Raw genomic sequence first — 14,946 nt, 5'->3', positions numbered from 1 at the left:
TCCAGAGGCCCGATTTCAACAATAATCGGCCATGGAAATCCCGGACGTGACAATGACGATCAATTCAGCAAATGCCTCTGCCGATACCGCATCCCTCGACGCCACGCTTGCCGGGCTCGATCTTGCGGGACGACTTTCCTTTATCGCCGGTCTTGGCGGCCGTGCGGTCTTCACCACCAGCCTCGGCATCGAGGATCAAGTCATCACGGCGGCCATCGGCACACACCGGTTGCCGATCGACGTCGTGACGCTGGAAACCGGCCGGCTCTTCAAGGAAACCGTCGATCTCATCGAGGAAACCGAGGAACGCTTCGGCATCGACATCCGCCGCTTTCGGCCCGAACAGGACGATATCGACGCCTATGCCGAAAAATACGGCCTCAACGGTTTTTACGAAAGCATCGAGGCCCGTCACGCCTGCTGTCATGTCAGAAAGCTGATCCCGCTCGGCAAGGCGCTGGAAGGTGCCACCTTCTGGATCACCGGGCTCCGCCGCGGCCAGTCGGGCAATCGTGCGACAACGCCTTTTGCCGAGTTCGATGCTGAGCGTAATCTGATCAAGATCAATGCCTTGGCGGACTGGGACATCGACCAGATCAAGGCCTATGTCGCTTCTGAAAACATTCCCGTCAATCCGTTGCATGCGCGTGGTTACCCCTCCATCGGCTGCGAGCCGTGTACACGCGCCATCAAGCCCGGTGAGCCTGAGCGCGCCGGACGATGGTGGTGGGAAAACGACGAGAAGCGCGAATGCGGTCTTCACGTCGCCGGTGCGGACCAGACATCCGCCGTTTCCGCCATCCCACAACGATAATCATTCAGACCAGTTCCGGAGTTTAAAATGTCCAACGCAGTCCACGAGACGGACAGCAAGAATACTGTCGCATCCAAGCCGCCGCTCGATCCGCATCTGAAGGCGCTTGAAAACGAAGCCATTCATATCTTCCGCGAAGTCGCCGCCGAATTCGACAATCCCGTGATGCTCTATTCCATCGGCAAGGATTCATCCGTGCTGCTGCATCTGGCGCGCAAGGCATTCTTCCCAGGCCGCGTGCCCTTCCCGCTGCTGCACGTCAATACGGGCTGGAAATTCAAGGAAATGATCGAATTCCGCGACAAGATCGTCAAGGAATATGACCTCGATCTCATCTCCTACACAAACCCGCGCGGCGCGAGCGAAAACGTGACCCCCTTCACCCACGGTTCGGCGCTCTACACCGACATCATGAAGACGGAAGCGCTGCGCCAGGCCCTGGACGCCGGTCAGTTCGATGCCGCCTTCGGCGGTGCGCGCCGCGACGAGGAAGCGAGCCGCGCCAAGGAGCGCATCTATTCCTTCCGCACGCCGGACCACAAATGGGACCCGCGCAACCAGCGCCCAGAACTGTGGAACATCTATAACGGCATGGTCCGCAAGGGCGAAAGCGTGCGCGCGTTCCCGCTCTCCAACTGGACCGAAGTCGATATCTGGCGTTACATCGAGGCGGAAAACATTCCGTTGGTGCCGCTCTATTATGCTGCCGAGCGCCCCTATATCGAGCGTGACGGCATGATGATCCTTGCCGAAGACGAGCGGCTGGAGTTGCTGCCCGGCGAAGAGATCCAGCACGGCTCGATCCGCTTCCGCACGCTCGGCTGCTTCCCGCTGACCGGCGCGATCCACTCCGAGGCGGCGACGCTTCAGGAGGTCATCGCCGAACTGGAAATCGCCACCGTTTCCGAGCGGCAGGGCCGCGCCATCGATCGAGACCAGTCCGGCTCGATGGAGAAGAAGAAGCGCGAGGGCTATTTCTGATGACCGCCGCTGCTACCAACACCGCCTCCACGGCCACCATTCTGCCCTTTGCCGAACATTCGAAGGCGACGCGTGATACGCGCCCGCTTCGTCTCATCACCTGCGGCAGCGTGGATGATGGCAAATCGACCCTGATCGGCCGTCTCCTGTGGGACACCAAGGCCGTCAAGGAAGACCAGGCCGCCACCCTGCACCGCGATAGCGGCAAGCAGAACGATCTCGGCCTGCCCGATTTCGCGCTGCTGCTCGACGGTTTGCAGGCAGAGCGCGAACAGGGCATCACCATCGATGTCGCCTATCGTTATTTCTCCACCGACCGGCGCGCCTTCATCGTGGCCGACACGCCCGGCCATGAGCAATATACCCGCAACATGGCGACCGGCGCTTCCACTGCCGATCTCGCCGTGCTTTTGGTCGATGCGCGCACCGGCATTCTGGAACAGACACGCCGACACGCCACCATCGCGGCGCTGATGGGCATCCGGCAATTCGTGCTGGCCATCAACAAGATCGACCTGACGAATTACGACAAGGCAGGTTTTGAACTGATCGCCCACGAATTCCGCGATTTCGCCTCCGACCTCGGCATCAAACAGATCACGGCCATTCCAATGTCGGCGCTGAAGGGCGAAAACGTCGTGCTATCAGGCAAGGCCTCCATGCCCTGGTATGAAGGCCCGACGCTGGTCGAAACGCTGGAGCTTGCCACGGTGCGCTCGGCGCAATCGGGTGGTTTCCGCTTCCCCGTACAGCGCGTGTCGCGCCCCGGCGAAAGTTTCCGCGGTTATCAGGGCACGGTTGCCGGCGGCTCGGTCAAGCCGGGCGATAGCGTTGTCGTGCTGCCGTCGGGCATGGTCGCGAATGTCAAGCAGATCGTCACTTTCGATCTGGTGCGTAACGCCGCCGTTGCTGGTGACGCAGTCACGCTCGTTCTCGACCGTCAGGTGGACGTCTCGCGCGGCGACATGATCGTGTCCATCGAGGCACAACCGCAGACAGGGCTTGCCTTCGACGCGCAGATCGTGGCGTTGCAGCCGGGTGGCATCGAGGCTGGCAAACGTTACTGGCTGAAAAGCGGCAGCCGCCGCCAGCGCGTCAGCGTGCAGCCGGTCAGCCAGCTCAACCTGAAAGAAGGCGAATGGCAGGCGCACGAGACATCACTGCCGATGAACGCCATCGGCAAGGTGCGGCTCTCCTTCGACGAGACGGCGATCTTCGATGCCTATGAGCAGAACCGGGCAACCGGCTCGTTCATCCTGATCGACCCCGACACCAACAACACGGTAGCGGGGGGCATGATTGCCGGCAAGCGCAGCGTTGGCGCGACGGAAGAACAGGGTGACCGCGTCATTCTCTCCCTGCCCGCCCATCTGGCCGAGAAGCTTCTGGCAAGCGAACTGCTGGCCAAGCACCGCGACGAGATCGACATCCGCCGCACGGATGGCGCGACAGCCTCACGGCTGATCAGCGATCTGGACTGACAGACACGCGCGCCCAACAAAAAGGCGACCGTCAAAGCGGTCGCCTTTTTCGTTTGAAAGCCTTTTTATCAGGCCTCGTTTAAAACACGAACATGTAAAGCAGGATGATCACAAAAATCGGAACACCCATCGCCCACAGTGCAATACCTTTTAGCATGTTATCCTCCATCGTTGTTGTGGTGGGATAACGGTTGAGGCGCGGTTGCGTTCCCTGCGACTGCGCTGACGACGGCTTCATCGCAGTCGACAACGTCAAACGCATCAGTTTGCGAAGCTTGGCGGAGCCGAGAAGATGGCCAGCGCCATGGGAATGTGTTCAGGCCCGGTTAATGACCGACACCTCACTCTCTCAGCAATGGAACTGCGTGGTTCAGCGCACGTTAGTGTCCGTCATTGGGAGATGAAGATTATGAAAATTCTGACTGCGGCGATCTGCCTGGTTTCGGTGGGCATCCTAAGCGGCTGTGTCGATGATCGGGGCTACCGTAGCGGCGGATATTATACGACAGGCGTGTACTACCGCACCTATGAACGCGATCGCCACTACCGTGACTATGACCGTCGCGACTGGCGCGACCGGAGGGATTGGCGTGATCGTCGCGACTGGCGTGGTGATTACCGCTACCGCTAATGATCGACTGGACTTACATTCAAGACCATTGGGATTGGGCGGGGCACATTCTAGAGGCCGTCATCATGGCGGCGATTGTCGCCGTTCTGTTTCGCCTGCTCGTTAGCTGGCGAATGGCGTGGATAATCGGGATGGCCTTCGCCGCCGGTCATTTCCATGGCCGGGAAAAGCGGGACTACGAGGTGTCCGTAGAAATGCCTCCTCCCCATCTGGAAGGTTATTACTTCTGGAATTGGTCCTGGGATGGTTTAACCGACTTCTGGCCGACGGCCGTTGTTTGCGTTTTGCTCATTCTCCCGTTGGCGAGGATGAGAAATTGACCTCCCGTGCAATCACCAAAGTCGCGATTTGCAGGCGCGGAAGCCAAATGCGTTTACCCGTCCGGTTTGAAACGGTCAGGTTTCGCTACAAGGCCTTGATTTAAGGATTTTCAGAAAGTGTTGGGACCATTTGAAAGCCCCGGGAAATATTGGGCTTAAGCTGGTCGGAGTGAGAGGATTCGAACCTCCGACCCCGTCGTCCCGAACGACGTGCGCTACCAGACTGCGCTACACTCCGTGACCAGCGGCGCTTCTATAGACCAGCCTCCGGCATTCGACAAGCGGCATATTGCATTTTTTGTGACAAGTTTTCAGCGCGCTGCGCAGGGCGGTCGCGAAGTGCCTGCCGCACCGGGCGGCGTGCCGGAAAACGTTACAAAAAAGCAATTGTGGCAGGAAATTTTCGTCAAGCGGCACAGCTCCCCTGCCCGTCGCCGCCAAATCTGCTAGGGGAACGTAATGACCGGCGGGAAGCCGGACACGGCACAAAGGACATTTCACCATGCTATTTCGCAGCGTAACGCTCGCAGGGCTCGCCATTGCGCTCTCCGCCTGCACGACATCGACGGGCTCTGCCCCTTCCTTCACCCAGAAGAGCCCCGTTGAAACGCGGTGGGTCGGTCAGTCCGCAGGTATTTTCTTTGCAAAATTCGGCCCGCCGCTGAGCGACACGGAAACCGGCAGCTCGACCATCTATAACTGGCGCGGCGGTTACAAGAAGGCCACCATTCCGGCCAAGTTCGAAGAAGGCAAGGATGGCAAGAAGGGTCGCCAGATTTCGCCCGCCCGCACCGCCTCGCTCTCCTGTACGGTTCAGCTCACCGTCTCCAGCGACTACACGATCACTTCGGTACGCACGGTTTCAGATCGCCCCGGCGTCAACGGCCCGAGCTATTGCGCGGAATTCCTCGCCGCAAACTGAGTTTTCGTCCAGCAGACGAAACGAGCCAAGGCCTGCCCTAACCGGCGGGCCTTTTCACTTTTTTGCGATTATTGTCATTTTTCCTGAATTTTTTTCACACGGGACAGCGCGGCCTGATCCGCCAAGCGCGGCAAACGCCGAATTGACGGCTTTTTCGCGATATTCGCGCTTGAGACACTTTCAACCGTTTGAAAGCACCGTCTAATCCTCGCGACCACAAAAATGACAATCCGCAAAATGGCAAAAACCGCCAATGCGACCTTATGTCCCGGCAAAATCCCCGCAAAAGCGCTTGAACTGGAGTGAATAAGTCAGGGTTGTGCCGGTTTCCGCTTTGCTGTAACGGGGCGGCTGGGAGGAGTGTTTTTAACACAAAACAAGAATCAGGTATGGCCGTGACTCCCATCGATCAAGACAAATCCCAGCTCACTGATCTTTCCTCAGACGCGCTTCCCTCCCATGCGCTTCCAATGAACCGCAGACAGGTTCTCGGCACTGCGCTCGCAGGGCTTGCAGCAACAGCGCTGCCGACATCCTCACTTCTCGCCAATACGGCTACCAAGAAGGTCGACGTGCTTCTGATCGGTGGCGGCATCATGAGCGCGACGCTCGGCGTGTGGCTGCGTGAACTGGAGCCGACCTGGTCGATGCAGATGCTCGAGCGGCTGGACGGCGTGGCGCTTGAAAGCTCCAATGGCTGGAACAATGCCGGCACCGGCCATTCCGCGCTTGCCGAGCTGAACTACACGCCGGAAGACGACAACGGCAACATCAAGATCAGCCAAGCCGTCAACATCAACGAATCCTTCCAGATTTCGCGGCAGTTCTGGGCATGGCAGGTGCGTAACGGCGTTTTGAAGAACCCGCGCTCCTTCATCAACCACACGCCGCATATGAGCTTCGTCTGGGGCGATGAGAACATCGCCTATCTCGAAAAGCGCTACGAGGCGTTGAAGGCAAGCCCGCTTTTTGCCGGCATGGAATATTCCAGCGACCCCGAGCAGCTTAAGAAATGGGTGCCGCTGATGATGGAAGGCCGCGATCCTTCCCAGAAGATCGGCGCGACCTGGTCGCCGCTCGGCACCGACATGGAATTCGGCGAGATCACCCGCCAGTTCGTTTCGCATCTGCAAAGCGACCGGAATTTCGACCTGCAGGTCAACAGCGAGGTTTCCGATATCCAGCGCAATGCCGATGGCAGCTGGCGTGTCACCTATAGCAACCTGAAGACCGATGCTGAGCAGACCGTGGATGCGAAATTCGTGTTCATTGGCGCCGGCGGCGGTGCGCTACATCTGTTGCAGATGTCCGGTATTCCGGAAGGCGACAATTACGCCGGTTTCCCGGTTGGTGGCTCGTTCCTGATCAACGACAATCCTGACGTGACGATGCAGCATCTGGCCAAGGCCTACGGCAAGGCCTCGGTCGGCTCGCCGCCCATGTCGGTTCCACACCTGGATACCCGCGTGCTTGGCGGCAAGCGTGTCATCCTGTTTGGACCTTTCGCCACCTTCTCCACCAAGTTCCTGAAGGAAGGCTCCTATTTCGATCTCGTCTCCTCCGTCACGACAAGCAATGCCTGGCCGATGGTGCGCGTCGGCATCGATGAATATCCGCTGGTGGAATATCTCGCCGGCCAGCTGATGATGTCGGACGACGACCGCTTTGCCGCGCTGAAGGAATATTTCCCGAACGCAAAGCAGGGCGAATGGCGCCTGTGGCAGGCGGGCCAGCGCGTGCAGATCATCAAGCGCGACGAGGAAAAGGGCGGCGTACTCAGGCTCGGCACGGAAATCGTCGCCGCGCAGGATGGCAGCATCGCCGGCCTGCTCGGCGCCTCCCCTGGCGCCTCCACGGCCGCACCGATCATGCTGAGCGTTCTGGAAAAAGTCTTCAAGGACAAGGTGGCAACACCGGAATGGCAGGCCAAGATTCGCCAGATCGTGCCGAGCTACGGCACCAAGCTCAATGACGACCCGGAAAAAGTACAGCAGGAATGGGCCTATACGGCCGAACACCTGCAATTGCCGACCCCGCCGCAGATCGATCTTGGCGCGCTGAAGGGCGCGGGAGCGGCACCTGCTGGCGCGCCGGTGAAGAAGGTTCCGGATATAGCGCTTTAAAGCTTAGCCGCGATTTTAAGTTTGGACGCCGCGTGTCTTTGGATGCGCGGCGTTTCTGTTTAAGCAGGCCTTTAACACACACGCGTCATCCTTGGCCTCTTCGCGAGGATTCATTGATTTCAACGGCTTGTGGATCCTGCGGGCAAGCCTGATGATGACGGAGGACAGGTTTTCGCGCTTCACAGCATCCGGGATCGCAGCGAAAAATGGTACGGCTGATAGATGCACGCCGGCACCTGTGCACGCTGTTCTGATTTTGGAAGTGATGGCTGGGGCGCCAGGATTCGAACCTGGGAATGCCGGTACCAAAAACCGGTGCCTTACCGCTTGGCGACGCCCCAACAGGGCAGCTTGGGCGAAACGCCGCTGCCTGAACCGGGCCTGATTAGCAAAGCCTGCCCGACGCGGCAATGACCTGACGGCTTATTTTTTCACAAAATCCAAGCTTTTTGGATGCCGTGCCTGACATGGCATGTTAGGGCTTGGCGATTGCGCGGCTGAGGCTGCGGCTCTGCGTGGCATGGCATATTTCAGGAGGTCTTGATGGCGGACCCGGCATTCGATCTCGATTTCAGGCCGGCCTATGGCGAGGCGGTGCCCGTTGCCCCGCTCATCCAGCGCATCACCGTCAACAATCCTTCCGCGTTTACCTTCCATGGCACCAACTCCTATATCGTCGGCGACCGGTCCGTTGCCGTCATTGATCCCGGTCCGGAGGATGAGGCGCATTTTCAGGCCCTGATGGCGGCGCTTGATGGCCGCGAGGTCACCCATATCTTCGTCAGCCACACCCATCGCGATCACTCGCCGCTTGCACAGCGGTTGCGGCAGGCGACCGGCGCGATCACGGTTGCGGAGGGCCCGCACCGCGCCGCCCGGCCACTGCATGTGGGCGAGACCAATCCTTTCGCCGAAAGTTCCGATACGGCTTTCGTGCCGGATGTGGCACTTGGCGACGGGCAGAGCCTTTCCGGCGACGGCTGGGCGCTGACGGCCCTGCACACGCCGGGGCACACCGCCAACCACGCCGCTTTCGCACTGGAAGGCAGCGGCATCGTCTTTTCCGCCGATCACGTCATGGCCTGGGCCACCACCATCGTCGCACCGCCTGATGGGTCGATGAGCGATTACATGGCCTCGCTGGAGCGCCTGCTCGCCCGCGACGACCGGCTGTTCCTGCCCGGCCATGGCGGCCCGGTCAACGATCCCGCAGCCTTCATGCGCGGGCTTCGCGCCCACCGCCGCATGCGGGAACGGGCGGTTCTGAAGCGCATCCGGGAAGGCGACCGGCGGATCGCCGATATGGTGAAGGTGATCTATGCCAGCACCGACAAACGCCTGCACGGGGCTGCGGCACTTTCCGTACTGGCCCATATCGAAGACCTGATTGAAAAGGGCGAGGTGCGGACCGAGGGTGCGCCTTCATTGCTGGGAGAATATTTTCCGGCGTGAGGCAGGCGTCTCCGCGCAACGCTCAGATCGGCGTCATCATATCCGGTTCACGGATTTCAACCACCGTCGCATTTCCCGTCGTTCCGGCCTTGAGCCGGAATGACGAAGAAGGAAACTAGGCCTCAATTGTCGTTCAGGCCCTGCATTTCCGCATCCAGCGCATCGAGATAGGCCTCTGCGATTGCTGCACCCATACCGAGATCGTGCGGGCCGTAACGGGAGGCAACGCGCACATCGACGATCGTGGTTTCCGCCTCTTCTTTCAGGCGGATGAGGATGTCGAAACGCAGGCCCCAGATGCGCGTGCGCGTTTCGCCCTGCATCAGCACCACGCCGCTGCCGTTAAAGAAGGTGGGCTGCGGCGCCTCGACCGGCCGGGCCATGGGAACCGGCACGATGGAGGGCAGGTCTTCTACCGGCGCTTCCTCGGTGGGCTGCGATTTGTCCTGTTCGGGAACGCCGACGGAGGGCGGCTCCACGGTGCCGATGACGCCTTTGGTATGGGTGATGCGGATGCTCTGGGCGGCGGCCATTTTTTTGGCGGCGGTGTAGATGCGGTCTATCGCACCTTCATAACGGCGTCCGGCAAGGCTCGCATAGGCCACGGCCTGCGCGTCGCGGTCCTCTTTGGAAACGGCCGCGGGTCTTGTCAGCCATTGCTGATTGGCAACGGGCGGCACCAGCCATTCCGGCGCATCGGCAAGATCGGTGGAGATGTCGTAAATCTTTGGCTGCTGCCAGTACAGAAAAGCGCCGTAACCGACGACGCCGAGCGGCAGTGCCGACAACAGCAGGGCCGCAAGCGCAGAAAGGCCGCCGCGCGCGCCCGTGGTCCACAGCCGTTCAAGACCAACCAACGCCAGAAGCATCGTCACCAGAGCGATTCCAGCGGCAATCATCAGCAGGCCGACGAGATCGGGCGTCGTCAACGGTCCGAAACGGTGGATGCCGGCGGCGACAAGAAAAAGCGCCAGCGCCGCCAGACCGACATAGCGGGAAAGATAGGCTGCAACTGAAAAAGGCCGGACGAAACGCACAGTCATGGAAGCGGATATCCGTAAGATCGCATTGGCGTAAAAGCGTTGCACCCGAAATCTGGCAAGGGAATCACCTGCATATGATGTCATAGACCGGATTTGCGGTGAGGAAAACAAGGACGGGTCTGATCTGCGGGTAAAGTGCGTAAACCCGCCTTAGTCGCGCCGGACTTGATCCGGCATCCAGCCACGGCGCGTCTGCATCCTGAAAGAAGCCTCCCGCGATCAAGGACTTGATCGCAATGGACCCCGGATCTGGTCCGGGGTGACGGAGTGGGAACGCAACGGCCTCAGCAAACGCAAACGCTCTTCGAGCCTCCGACATCGTTTTGAGCGCGTGAAAGGCCAAGGCCACGATAGAGCGGAATATTTTTCCGCATTGTCTCCACTTAAGAGAATAATGCACCGGCAGCGAAACAAATACGCAAGCTCATCCCTTATTTGCTGAGGAAATCGGCGTATTCTTCGCCCCTTCCTTCGAGAATGCGTGTAAAAAGTGCATTATCCTCGTTTTCTTGCATAAAAAAGAGACAAGCCATGTCACAGGCAACGACGCCAGCCCGCTCATCCGGGTCAAAACCCTTTTATCGCAATTTCGGCTTTCAGGTTCTGATCGCCATGGTCATCGGCCTGCTGCTCGGGCTCGTTGCGCGCAATATCGGCCCTGATGCCGCCGGCAGCCCGAACTGGCTTTCCGTGACGTTGCAGACCATCGGCAGCATCTTCGTGCAGCTGTTGCGCGCTTTGGTGCCGCCGCTGATTTTCACAGCCATCGTCGCCTCCATCGCCAATCTCAAGAACCTCTCCAATGCGGCAAAGCTGGTCTGGCAGACGCTTCTGTGGTTCGCCATCACCGCGCTGATCGCCGTGGTCATCGGCATCGTCCTTGGCCTCGTCATTCAGCCGGGTGTGAACACCGCGATTGCCAATACGGCAGCGGCAGCACCCTCCTCCACCGGCTCCTGGCTCGACTTCCTGAAGGGTCTCGTGCCGGCCAACGTGTTCGGCCTTGAGGCTTCGACCAAGCTCAACAACGGTTCCGCCAGCACCTCGCTGAACTTCAACGTGTTGCAGCTGCTCGTGGTGTCGATCGCCTTTGGTGTCGCGGCGCTCAAAGCGGGCAAGGCGGCGGAGCCGTTCCTTGCCTTCAACCAGTCGCTGCTTGCCATCGTGCGCAAGATCCTGTGGTGGGTCATCCGCCTCACGCCCATTGGCACCATCGGCCTGCTCGGTCGCGCCGTTGACCAATATGGCTGGACGACGCTTTCGCAGCTTGGCTGGTATGCGGCGGCCGTTTATATCGGTCTGGCGCTGGTTCTCTTCGTGGTCTATCCGGCGCTGCTTCTCGCCCATGGCCTGAAGCCGTCGCGCTTCTTTGCGGGCGCATGGCCGGCAATCCAGCTCGCCTTCGTGTCGCGCTCCTCCATCGGCACCCTGCCGGTCACCGAAACCGTGACGGAAAAGAGCCTCGGCGTGCCGCGCGAATATGCCGCCTTCGCCGTGCCGCTTGGCGCCACCACCAAGATGGACGGCTGCGCCGCCATCTATCCGGCGATTTCGGCGATCTTCATCGCCCAGTTCTTCCAGGTGCCGCTCGGCATTCAGGACTATGTGCTGATCGTGTTCGTCTCGGTGCTCGGCTCGGCCGCAACGGCGGGCCTGACGGGTGCCGTGGTGATGCTGACGCTGACGCTCTCCACGCTCGGCCTGCCGCTCGAAGGTGTTGGCCTGCTGCTCGCCATCGACCCGATTCTCGACATGGGCCGCACGGCCGTCAACGTCGCCGGTCAGGCGCTGGTGCCCACCATCGTCGCCAAACGTGAAGGCATTCTGGACGAGGCAGTCTACAACAACGCCAAGGACATCGAGGCGCTCGATGACCGCGACGCGGTTCCTGCCTGAGTGTAGTAACGTTCCAGGCGGCTGTATCCTGCGGCCGCCTGCAAGACCAATCTTGCAACAATCGCCCGATGCAACTTTCCGCCCCGACGCGGCTTTTCCCCGCGTAAAAACAGGCGTATCAATCGCGGCCATAAAAGTGCCGTCCACCTGTCATGCTCCGGGGAGAAACAAAATGCGCGTTTCCATCGTCTTAGGTTCGCTTGCCGCCATGCTGGCGCTCACCGCCTGCCAGACGCTGACGCCGGAAGAGCGCCGGGCGCGGGATGAGGCGACGTGCCGGGGTTATGGTTTCCGCACCGGTACGGACCAGATGGCCGGATGCCTGCTGGACCTTGATCTCGACCGCCGCGCCGACAACCGCGCCTGGCAGGCGCAGATGAACCGCGACATGTTCTACCGGCCGGTGGTGGTGGAGCGGCGGATCATCGTCCAACCAAACCCCTGACCGGAATGAAGGCAACATTGCTGGCGGTCTCACCCTGCCTTGCCCTTGCGGCAAGTGTCGCCTGCGCGGCGGCAAGACGCGCGATGGGCACGCGGAAGGGCGAACAGGACACGTAGTCGAGATCCGCATCCTCGCAGAAATGGATCGAGGCCGGGTCGCCGCCATGTTCGCCGCAGATGCCGAGTTTCAGCTCCGGCCGCGTCTGGCGGCCGCGCTCGGCGGCAATGCGGATCAGTTCTCCCACACCGTCGAAATCGAGCGAGATGAACGGATCGCGTTCAATAATGCCCTTGCGCTGATAGGTGTTGATGAAACGCGCCGCGTCGTCACGGGAAATGCCGAAGGTCGTCTGCGTCAGGTCGTTGGTGCCGAAGGAGAAGAACTCCGCAGCTTCCGCAATCACATGTGCGCGCAGCGCCGCACGCGGCAACTCGATCATGGTGCCGGTCAGATATTCGAGCGTCATGCCGGTCTCTTCCGCCACCTCGGCGGCCACCGTGTCGATGACGGCCTTGACGTAATCGAGTTCGGACCGGAGGCCAACCAGCGGCACCATGATCTCAGGCACGACAGGCGCACCGGTGATGCGCGCCGCCGCAACCGCAGCCTCAAAAATGGCGCGCGCCTGCATTTCGGCAATTTCCGGATAGGAAATGGCAAGCCGGCAGCCGCGATGGCCGAGCATGGGGTTGAATTCGTGCAGCGCATCCAGCCGCTGGCGGAACACGGTCTGCGGCATGCCCATGGCGGCGGCGACCTCTACGATCTCGCCATCGCTCTTCGGCAGGAATTCGTGCAGCGGCGGATCAAGCAGGCGGATCGTCACCGGCAGGCCGTGCATGATCTGGAAAAGCTCGGTAAAATCCGAACGCTGCATCGGCAAAAGCCGGTCAAGCGCTGCCCGCCTGCCCTTTTCGCTTTCGGCGAGAATCATCTCGCGCATCACATGAATGCGGTCGCCTTCAAAGAACATATGTTCGGTGCGGCAAAGACCTATACCTTCTGCACCGAAGGCACGGGCGGCGCGGGCGTCGGCCGGTGTATCGGCGTTGGTGCGCACCGTCATACGGCGCAGATTATCCGCCCATTGCATCAGCTTGCCGAAGTCGCCAGACAGTTCAGGCTGCGTCATCGGCACTTCACCTTTCATCACCCGGCCGGAAGAGCCGTCGATGGTGATGACATCGCCGCGTTTCAGCATGCAGCCAACGCCGATCAGCACCTTGTTGCGCATATCCACACGCATCGAACCCGCACCGGTAACACAGGGAATGCCCATGCCGCGCGCCACCACGGCGGCGTGGCTGGTCATGCCGCCGCGCGTCGTCAGAATGCCTTCGGCGGCATGCATGCCGTGAATATCTTCCGGACTGGTTTCGATGCGGACCAGAATGACGCTTCGGCCTTCGGCTTCCGCAGCGACCGCTTCTTCCGAGGTAAAGACGATCTCGCCGGTTGCCGCCCCCGGGGAGGCAGGCAGGCCGGAGCCGATGATGGGCCGGGAAATACCGGGATCGATGGTGGGGTGCAGCAGTTGGTCGAGCGAGGACGGCTCGATGCGACAGACGGCTTCTTCCTGCGAAATCAGCCCATCCTCGACCATATCGACGGCGATCTTCATGGCGGCGCGCGTGGTGCGCTTGCCGGAACGGGTCTGGAGCATCCAGAGCTTGCCGCGCTCGATGGTAAATTCCAGATCCTGCATGTCGCGATAGTGGGTCTCCAGCCGCTTGCAGATCACCATGAACTCGGCGAAAGCCTCCGGCATCAGCTTTTCCATGGAGGGTTTGTCGGAACCCGACGCCAGCCTCGCGGCCTCGGTGATGGATTGCGGCGTGCGGATACCCGCCACCACGTCTTCGCCTTGAGCATTGACGAGGAACTCACCGTAAAGCTCCGCCTCTCCGGTGGAGGGATTGCGGGTGAAGGCAACGCCGGTTGCCGATGACGAGCCGAGGTTGCCAAAGACCATGGCCTGGACGTTGACCGCCGTGCCCCAATCGCCGGGAATATTGTGCAGGTGCCGATAGGTCACGGCGCGATGGTTCGTCCAGCTGGCAAAGACTGCGCCGATCGCGCCCCAGAGCTGAACATGGCAATCCTGCGGGAAAGCCTCTCCCAGCTCGTCCTCGATCAGCTGCTTGTAAAGAGCAACGACATGCTGCCACTCGACCGCCGACATATCGGTATCGTATTCATGGCCGAGCCGGCCCTTCTCGTCTTCGAGAATTTCCTCGAACAGCTCATGGTCGAGACCCATGACGACATCGGCATACATCTGGATGAAGCGGCGATAGCTGTCCCAGGCGAAACGGGCGTCGCCCGCATCGTGGCCCAGCGCCTGCACCGTGCGGTCGTTGAGGCCGAGATTGAGCACCGTGTCCATCATGCCCGGCATGGAGGCACGCGCGCCTGATCGAACCGACAACAGCAGCGGCGTCTGGCTGCCGCCGAATGTCTTGCCGGTTACAGCTTCCATGCCGTGAAGGCCGGCCATGACCTGCAGCTTCAGCTCTTCGGGGAGATCGCGGCCGTTCTTGTGATAAAGGGCGCAGGCATCGGTTATGATGGTGAGGCCGGGGGGAACGGGAAGGCCGAGACTTGCCATTTCGGCAAGGTTTGCACCCTTGCCGCCCAATATAGCAACGTCACCTGCCCGGCCTTCGGCAGCACCGTTGCCGAAGGTATAAACCCACTTTTTCATTCCACGCTCTCCACCCAGAAGCGTTGTCATTTTTCTATCATCTACAGCATTGGCAGCATGTTGGAAACGCCACAACGTCCAGTTTACATCGCAGTGCAGCATAATTGCGGCGAATTGCGTGCCAGAATTGCCGC

The 14,946-nt window shown here is 60.4% G+C and carries 12 protein-coding genes and 2 tRNA genes; 10 read left to right on the top strand and 4 right to left on the bottom strand.

Annotated elements, in window-relative coordinates:
* Window positions 1-31 precede the first annotated feature (31 nt).
* The 5 genes from CRO62_RS21685 to CRO62_RS21665 all read left to right on the top strand — a co-directional run bounded on the left by CRO62_RS21685 (window position 32) and on the right by CRO62_RS21665 (window position 4,227).
* Window positions 32-814 carry a phosphoadenylyl-sulfate reductase gene (locus tag CRO62_RS21685; RefSeq protein WP_174001493.1) on the top strand — a complete coding sequence of 261 codons (783 nt, stop codon included), beginning with the start codon at window positions 32-34 and terminating at the stop codon, window positions 812-814.
* A 27-nt stretch (window positions 815-841) separates the two neighbouring features.
* A complete protein-coding gene (gene cysD / locus CRO62_RS21680; protein WP_003511863.1) occupies window positions 842-1,795 on the top strand; it encodes a sulfate adenylyltransferase subunit CysD in 954 nt (317 codons plus the stop codon).
* Window positions 1,795-3,276, top strand: a complete 1,482-nt coding sequence (gene cysN, locus CRO62_RS21675) for a sulfate adenylyltransferase subunit CysN (protein ID WP_003511861.1) — start codon at window positions 1,795-1,797, stop codon at window positions 3,274-3,276. The genes cysD and cysN overlap by 1 nt, the downstream gene beginning before the upstream one ends.
* A 409-nt stretch (window positions 3,277-3,685) precedes the next feature.
* Window positions 3,686-3,907 carry a hypothetical protein gene (locus CRO62_RS21670; protein ID WP_003511857.1) on the top strand — a complete coding sequence of 74 codons (222 nt, stop codon included), beginning with the start codon at window positions 3,686-3,688 and terminating at the stop codon, window positions 3,905-3,907.
* A complete protein-coding gene (locus CRO62_RS21665; protein ID WP_097101797.1) occupies window positions 3,907-4,227 on the top strand; it encodes a hypothetical protein in 321 nt (106 codons plus the stop codon). The genes CRO62_RS21670 and CRO62_RS21665 overlap by 1 nt, the downstream gene beginning before the upstream one ends.
* Before the next feature lie 161 nt (window positions 4,228-4,388).
* Here the strand turns inward: CRO62_RS21665 and CRO62_RS21660 are convergent.
* Window positions 4,389-4,465 (bottom strand) — tRNA-Pro (locus CRO62_RS21660).
* A 264-nt stretch (window positions 4,466-4,729) separates the two neighbouring features.
* Between CRO62_RS21660 and CRO62_RS21650 the strand changes: the two genes are divergently transcribed.
* Both CRO62_RS21650 and mqo read left to right on the top strand, forming a co-directional pair.
* On the top strand, window positions 4,730-5,149 hold the full coding sequence (locus CRO62_RS21650) for a hypothetical protein (RefSeq protein ID WP_003511854.1): 420 nt from the start codon (window positions 4,730-4,732) through the stop codon (window positions 5,147-5,149).
* A 389-nt stretch (window positions 5,150-5,538) separates the two neighbouring features.
* The gene (gene mqo / locus CRO62_RS21645; RefSeq protein WP_025592695.1) at window positions 5,539-7,272 is read left to right on the top strand and encodes a malate dehydrogenase (quinone); all 1,734 of its coding nucleotides are present in this window, start codon (window positions 5,539-5,541) and stop codon (window positions 7,270-7,272) included.
* 266 nt (window positions 7,273-7,538) lie between these two features.
* On the opposite strand, the gene CRO62_RS21640 is transcribed toward mqo, so the two are convergent.
* Window positions 7,539-7,613, bottom strand: a tRNA-Gln gene (locus CRO62_RS21640).
* 202 nt (window positions 7,614-7,815) lie between these two features.
* On the opposite strand from CRO62_RS21640, the gene CRO62_RS21635 reads away from it, so the two are divergent.
* Window positions 7,816-8,724 (top strand): MBL fold metallo-hydrolase, encoded by a 909-nt coding sequence (locus tag CRO62_RS21635; protein ID WP_097101792.1) that lies wholly within the window; start codon window positions 7,816-7,818, stop codon window positions 8,722-8,724.
* 122 nt (window positions 8,725-8,846) lie between these two features.
* On the opposite strand, the gene CRO62_RS21630 is transcribed toward CRO62_RS21635, so the two are convergent.
* Window positions 8,847-9,767 carry a DUF1499 domain-containing protein gene (locus CRO62_RS21630; protein WP_097101790.1) on the bottom strand — a complete coding sequence of 307 codons (921 nt, stop codon included), beginning with the start codon at window positions 9,765-9,767 and terminating at the stop codon, window positions 8,847-8,849.
* Between the two features lie 531 nt (window positions 9,768-10,298).
* Between CRO62_RS21630 and CRO62_RS21620 the strand changes: the two genes are divergently transcribed.
* Together CRO62_RS21620 and CRO62_RS21615 are read left to right on the top strand one after the other, a co-directional pair.
* Complete coding sequence (locus CRO62_RS21620; protein WP_097101786.1) at window positions 10,299-11,663, top strand: dicarboxylate/amino acid:cation symporter; 1,365 nt, start codon at window positions 10,299-10,301, stop codon at window positions 11,661-11,663.
* Window positions 11,664-11,835: 172 nt separating this feature from the next.
* Window positions 11,836-12,108 (top strand): hypothetical protein, encoded by a 273-nt coding sequence (locus tag CRO62_RS21615; RefSeq protein WP_097101784.1) that lies wholly within the window; start codon window positions 11,836-11,838, stop codon window positions 12,106-12,108.
* Here the strand turns inward: CRO62_RS21615 and ppdK are convergent.
* Window positions 12,086-14,812, bottom strand: a complete 2,727-nt coding sequence (gene ppdK / locus CRO62_RS21610; protein ID WP_003511838.1) for a pyruvate, phosphate dikinase — start codon at window positions 14,810-14,812, stop codon at window positions 12,086-12,088. The genes CRO62_RS21615 and ppdK overlap by 23 nt on opposite strands.
* Window positions 14,813-14,946 lie beyond the last annotated feature (134 nt).

The sequence above is a fragment of the Rhizobium sp. AN6A genome, assembly GCF_900215635.1.
GTDB lineage: Bacteria > Pseudomonadota > Alphaproteobacteria > Rhizobiales > Rhizobiaceae > Agrobacterium > Agrobacterium tumefaciens.
This window is presented reverse-complemented; position numbering and strand designations above follow the sequence as displayed.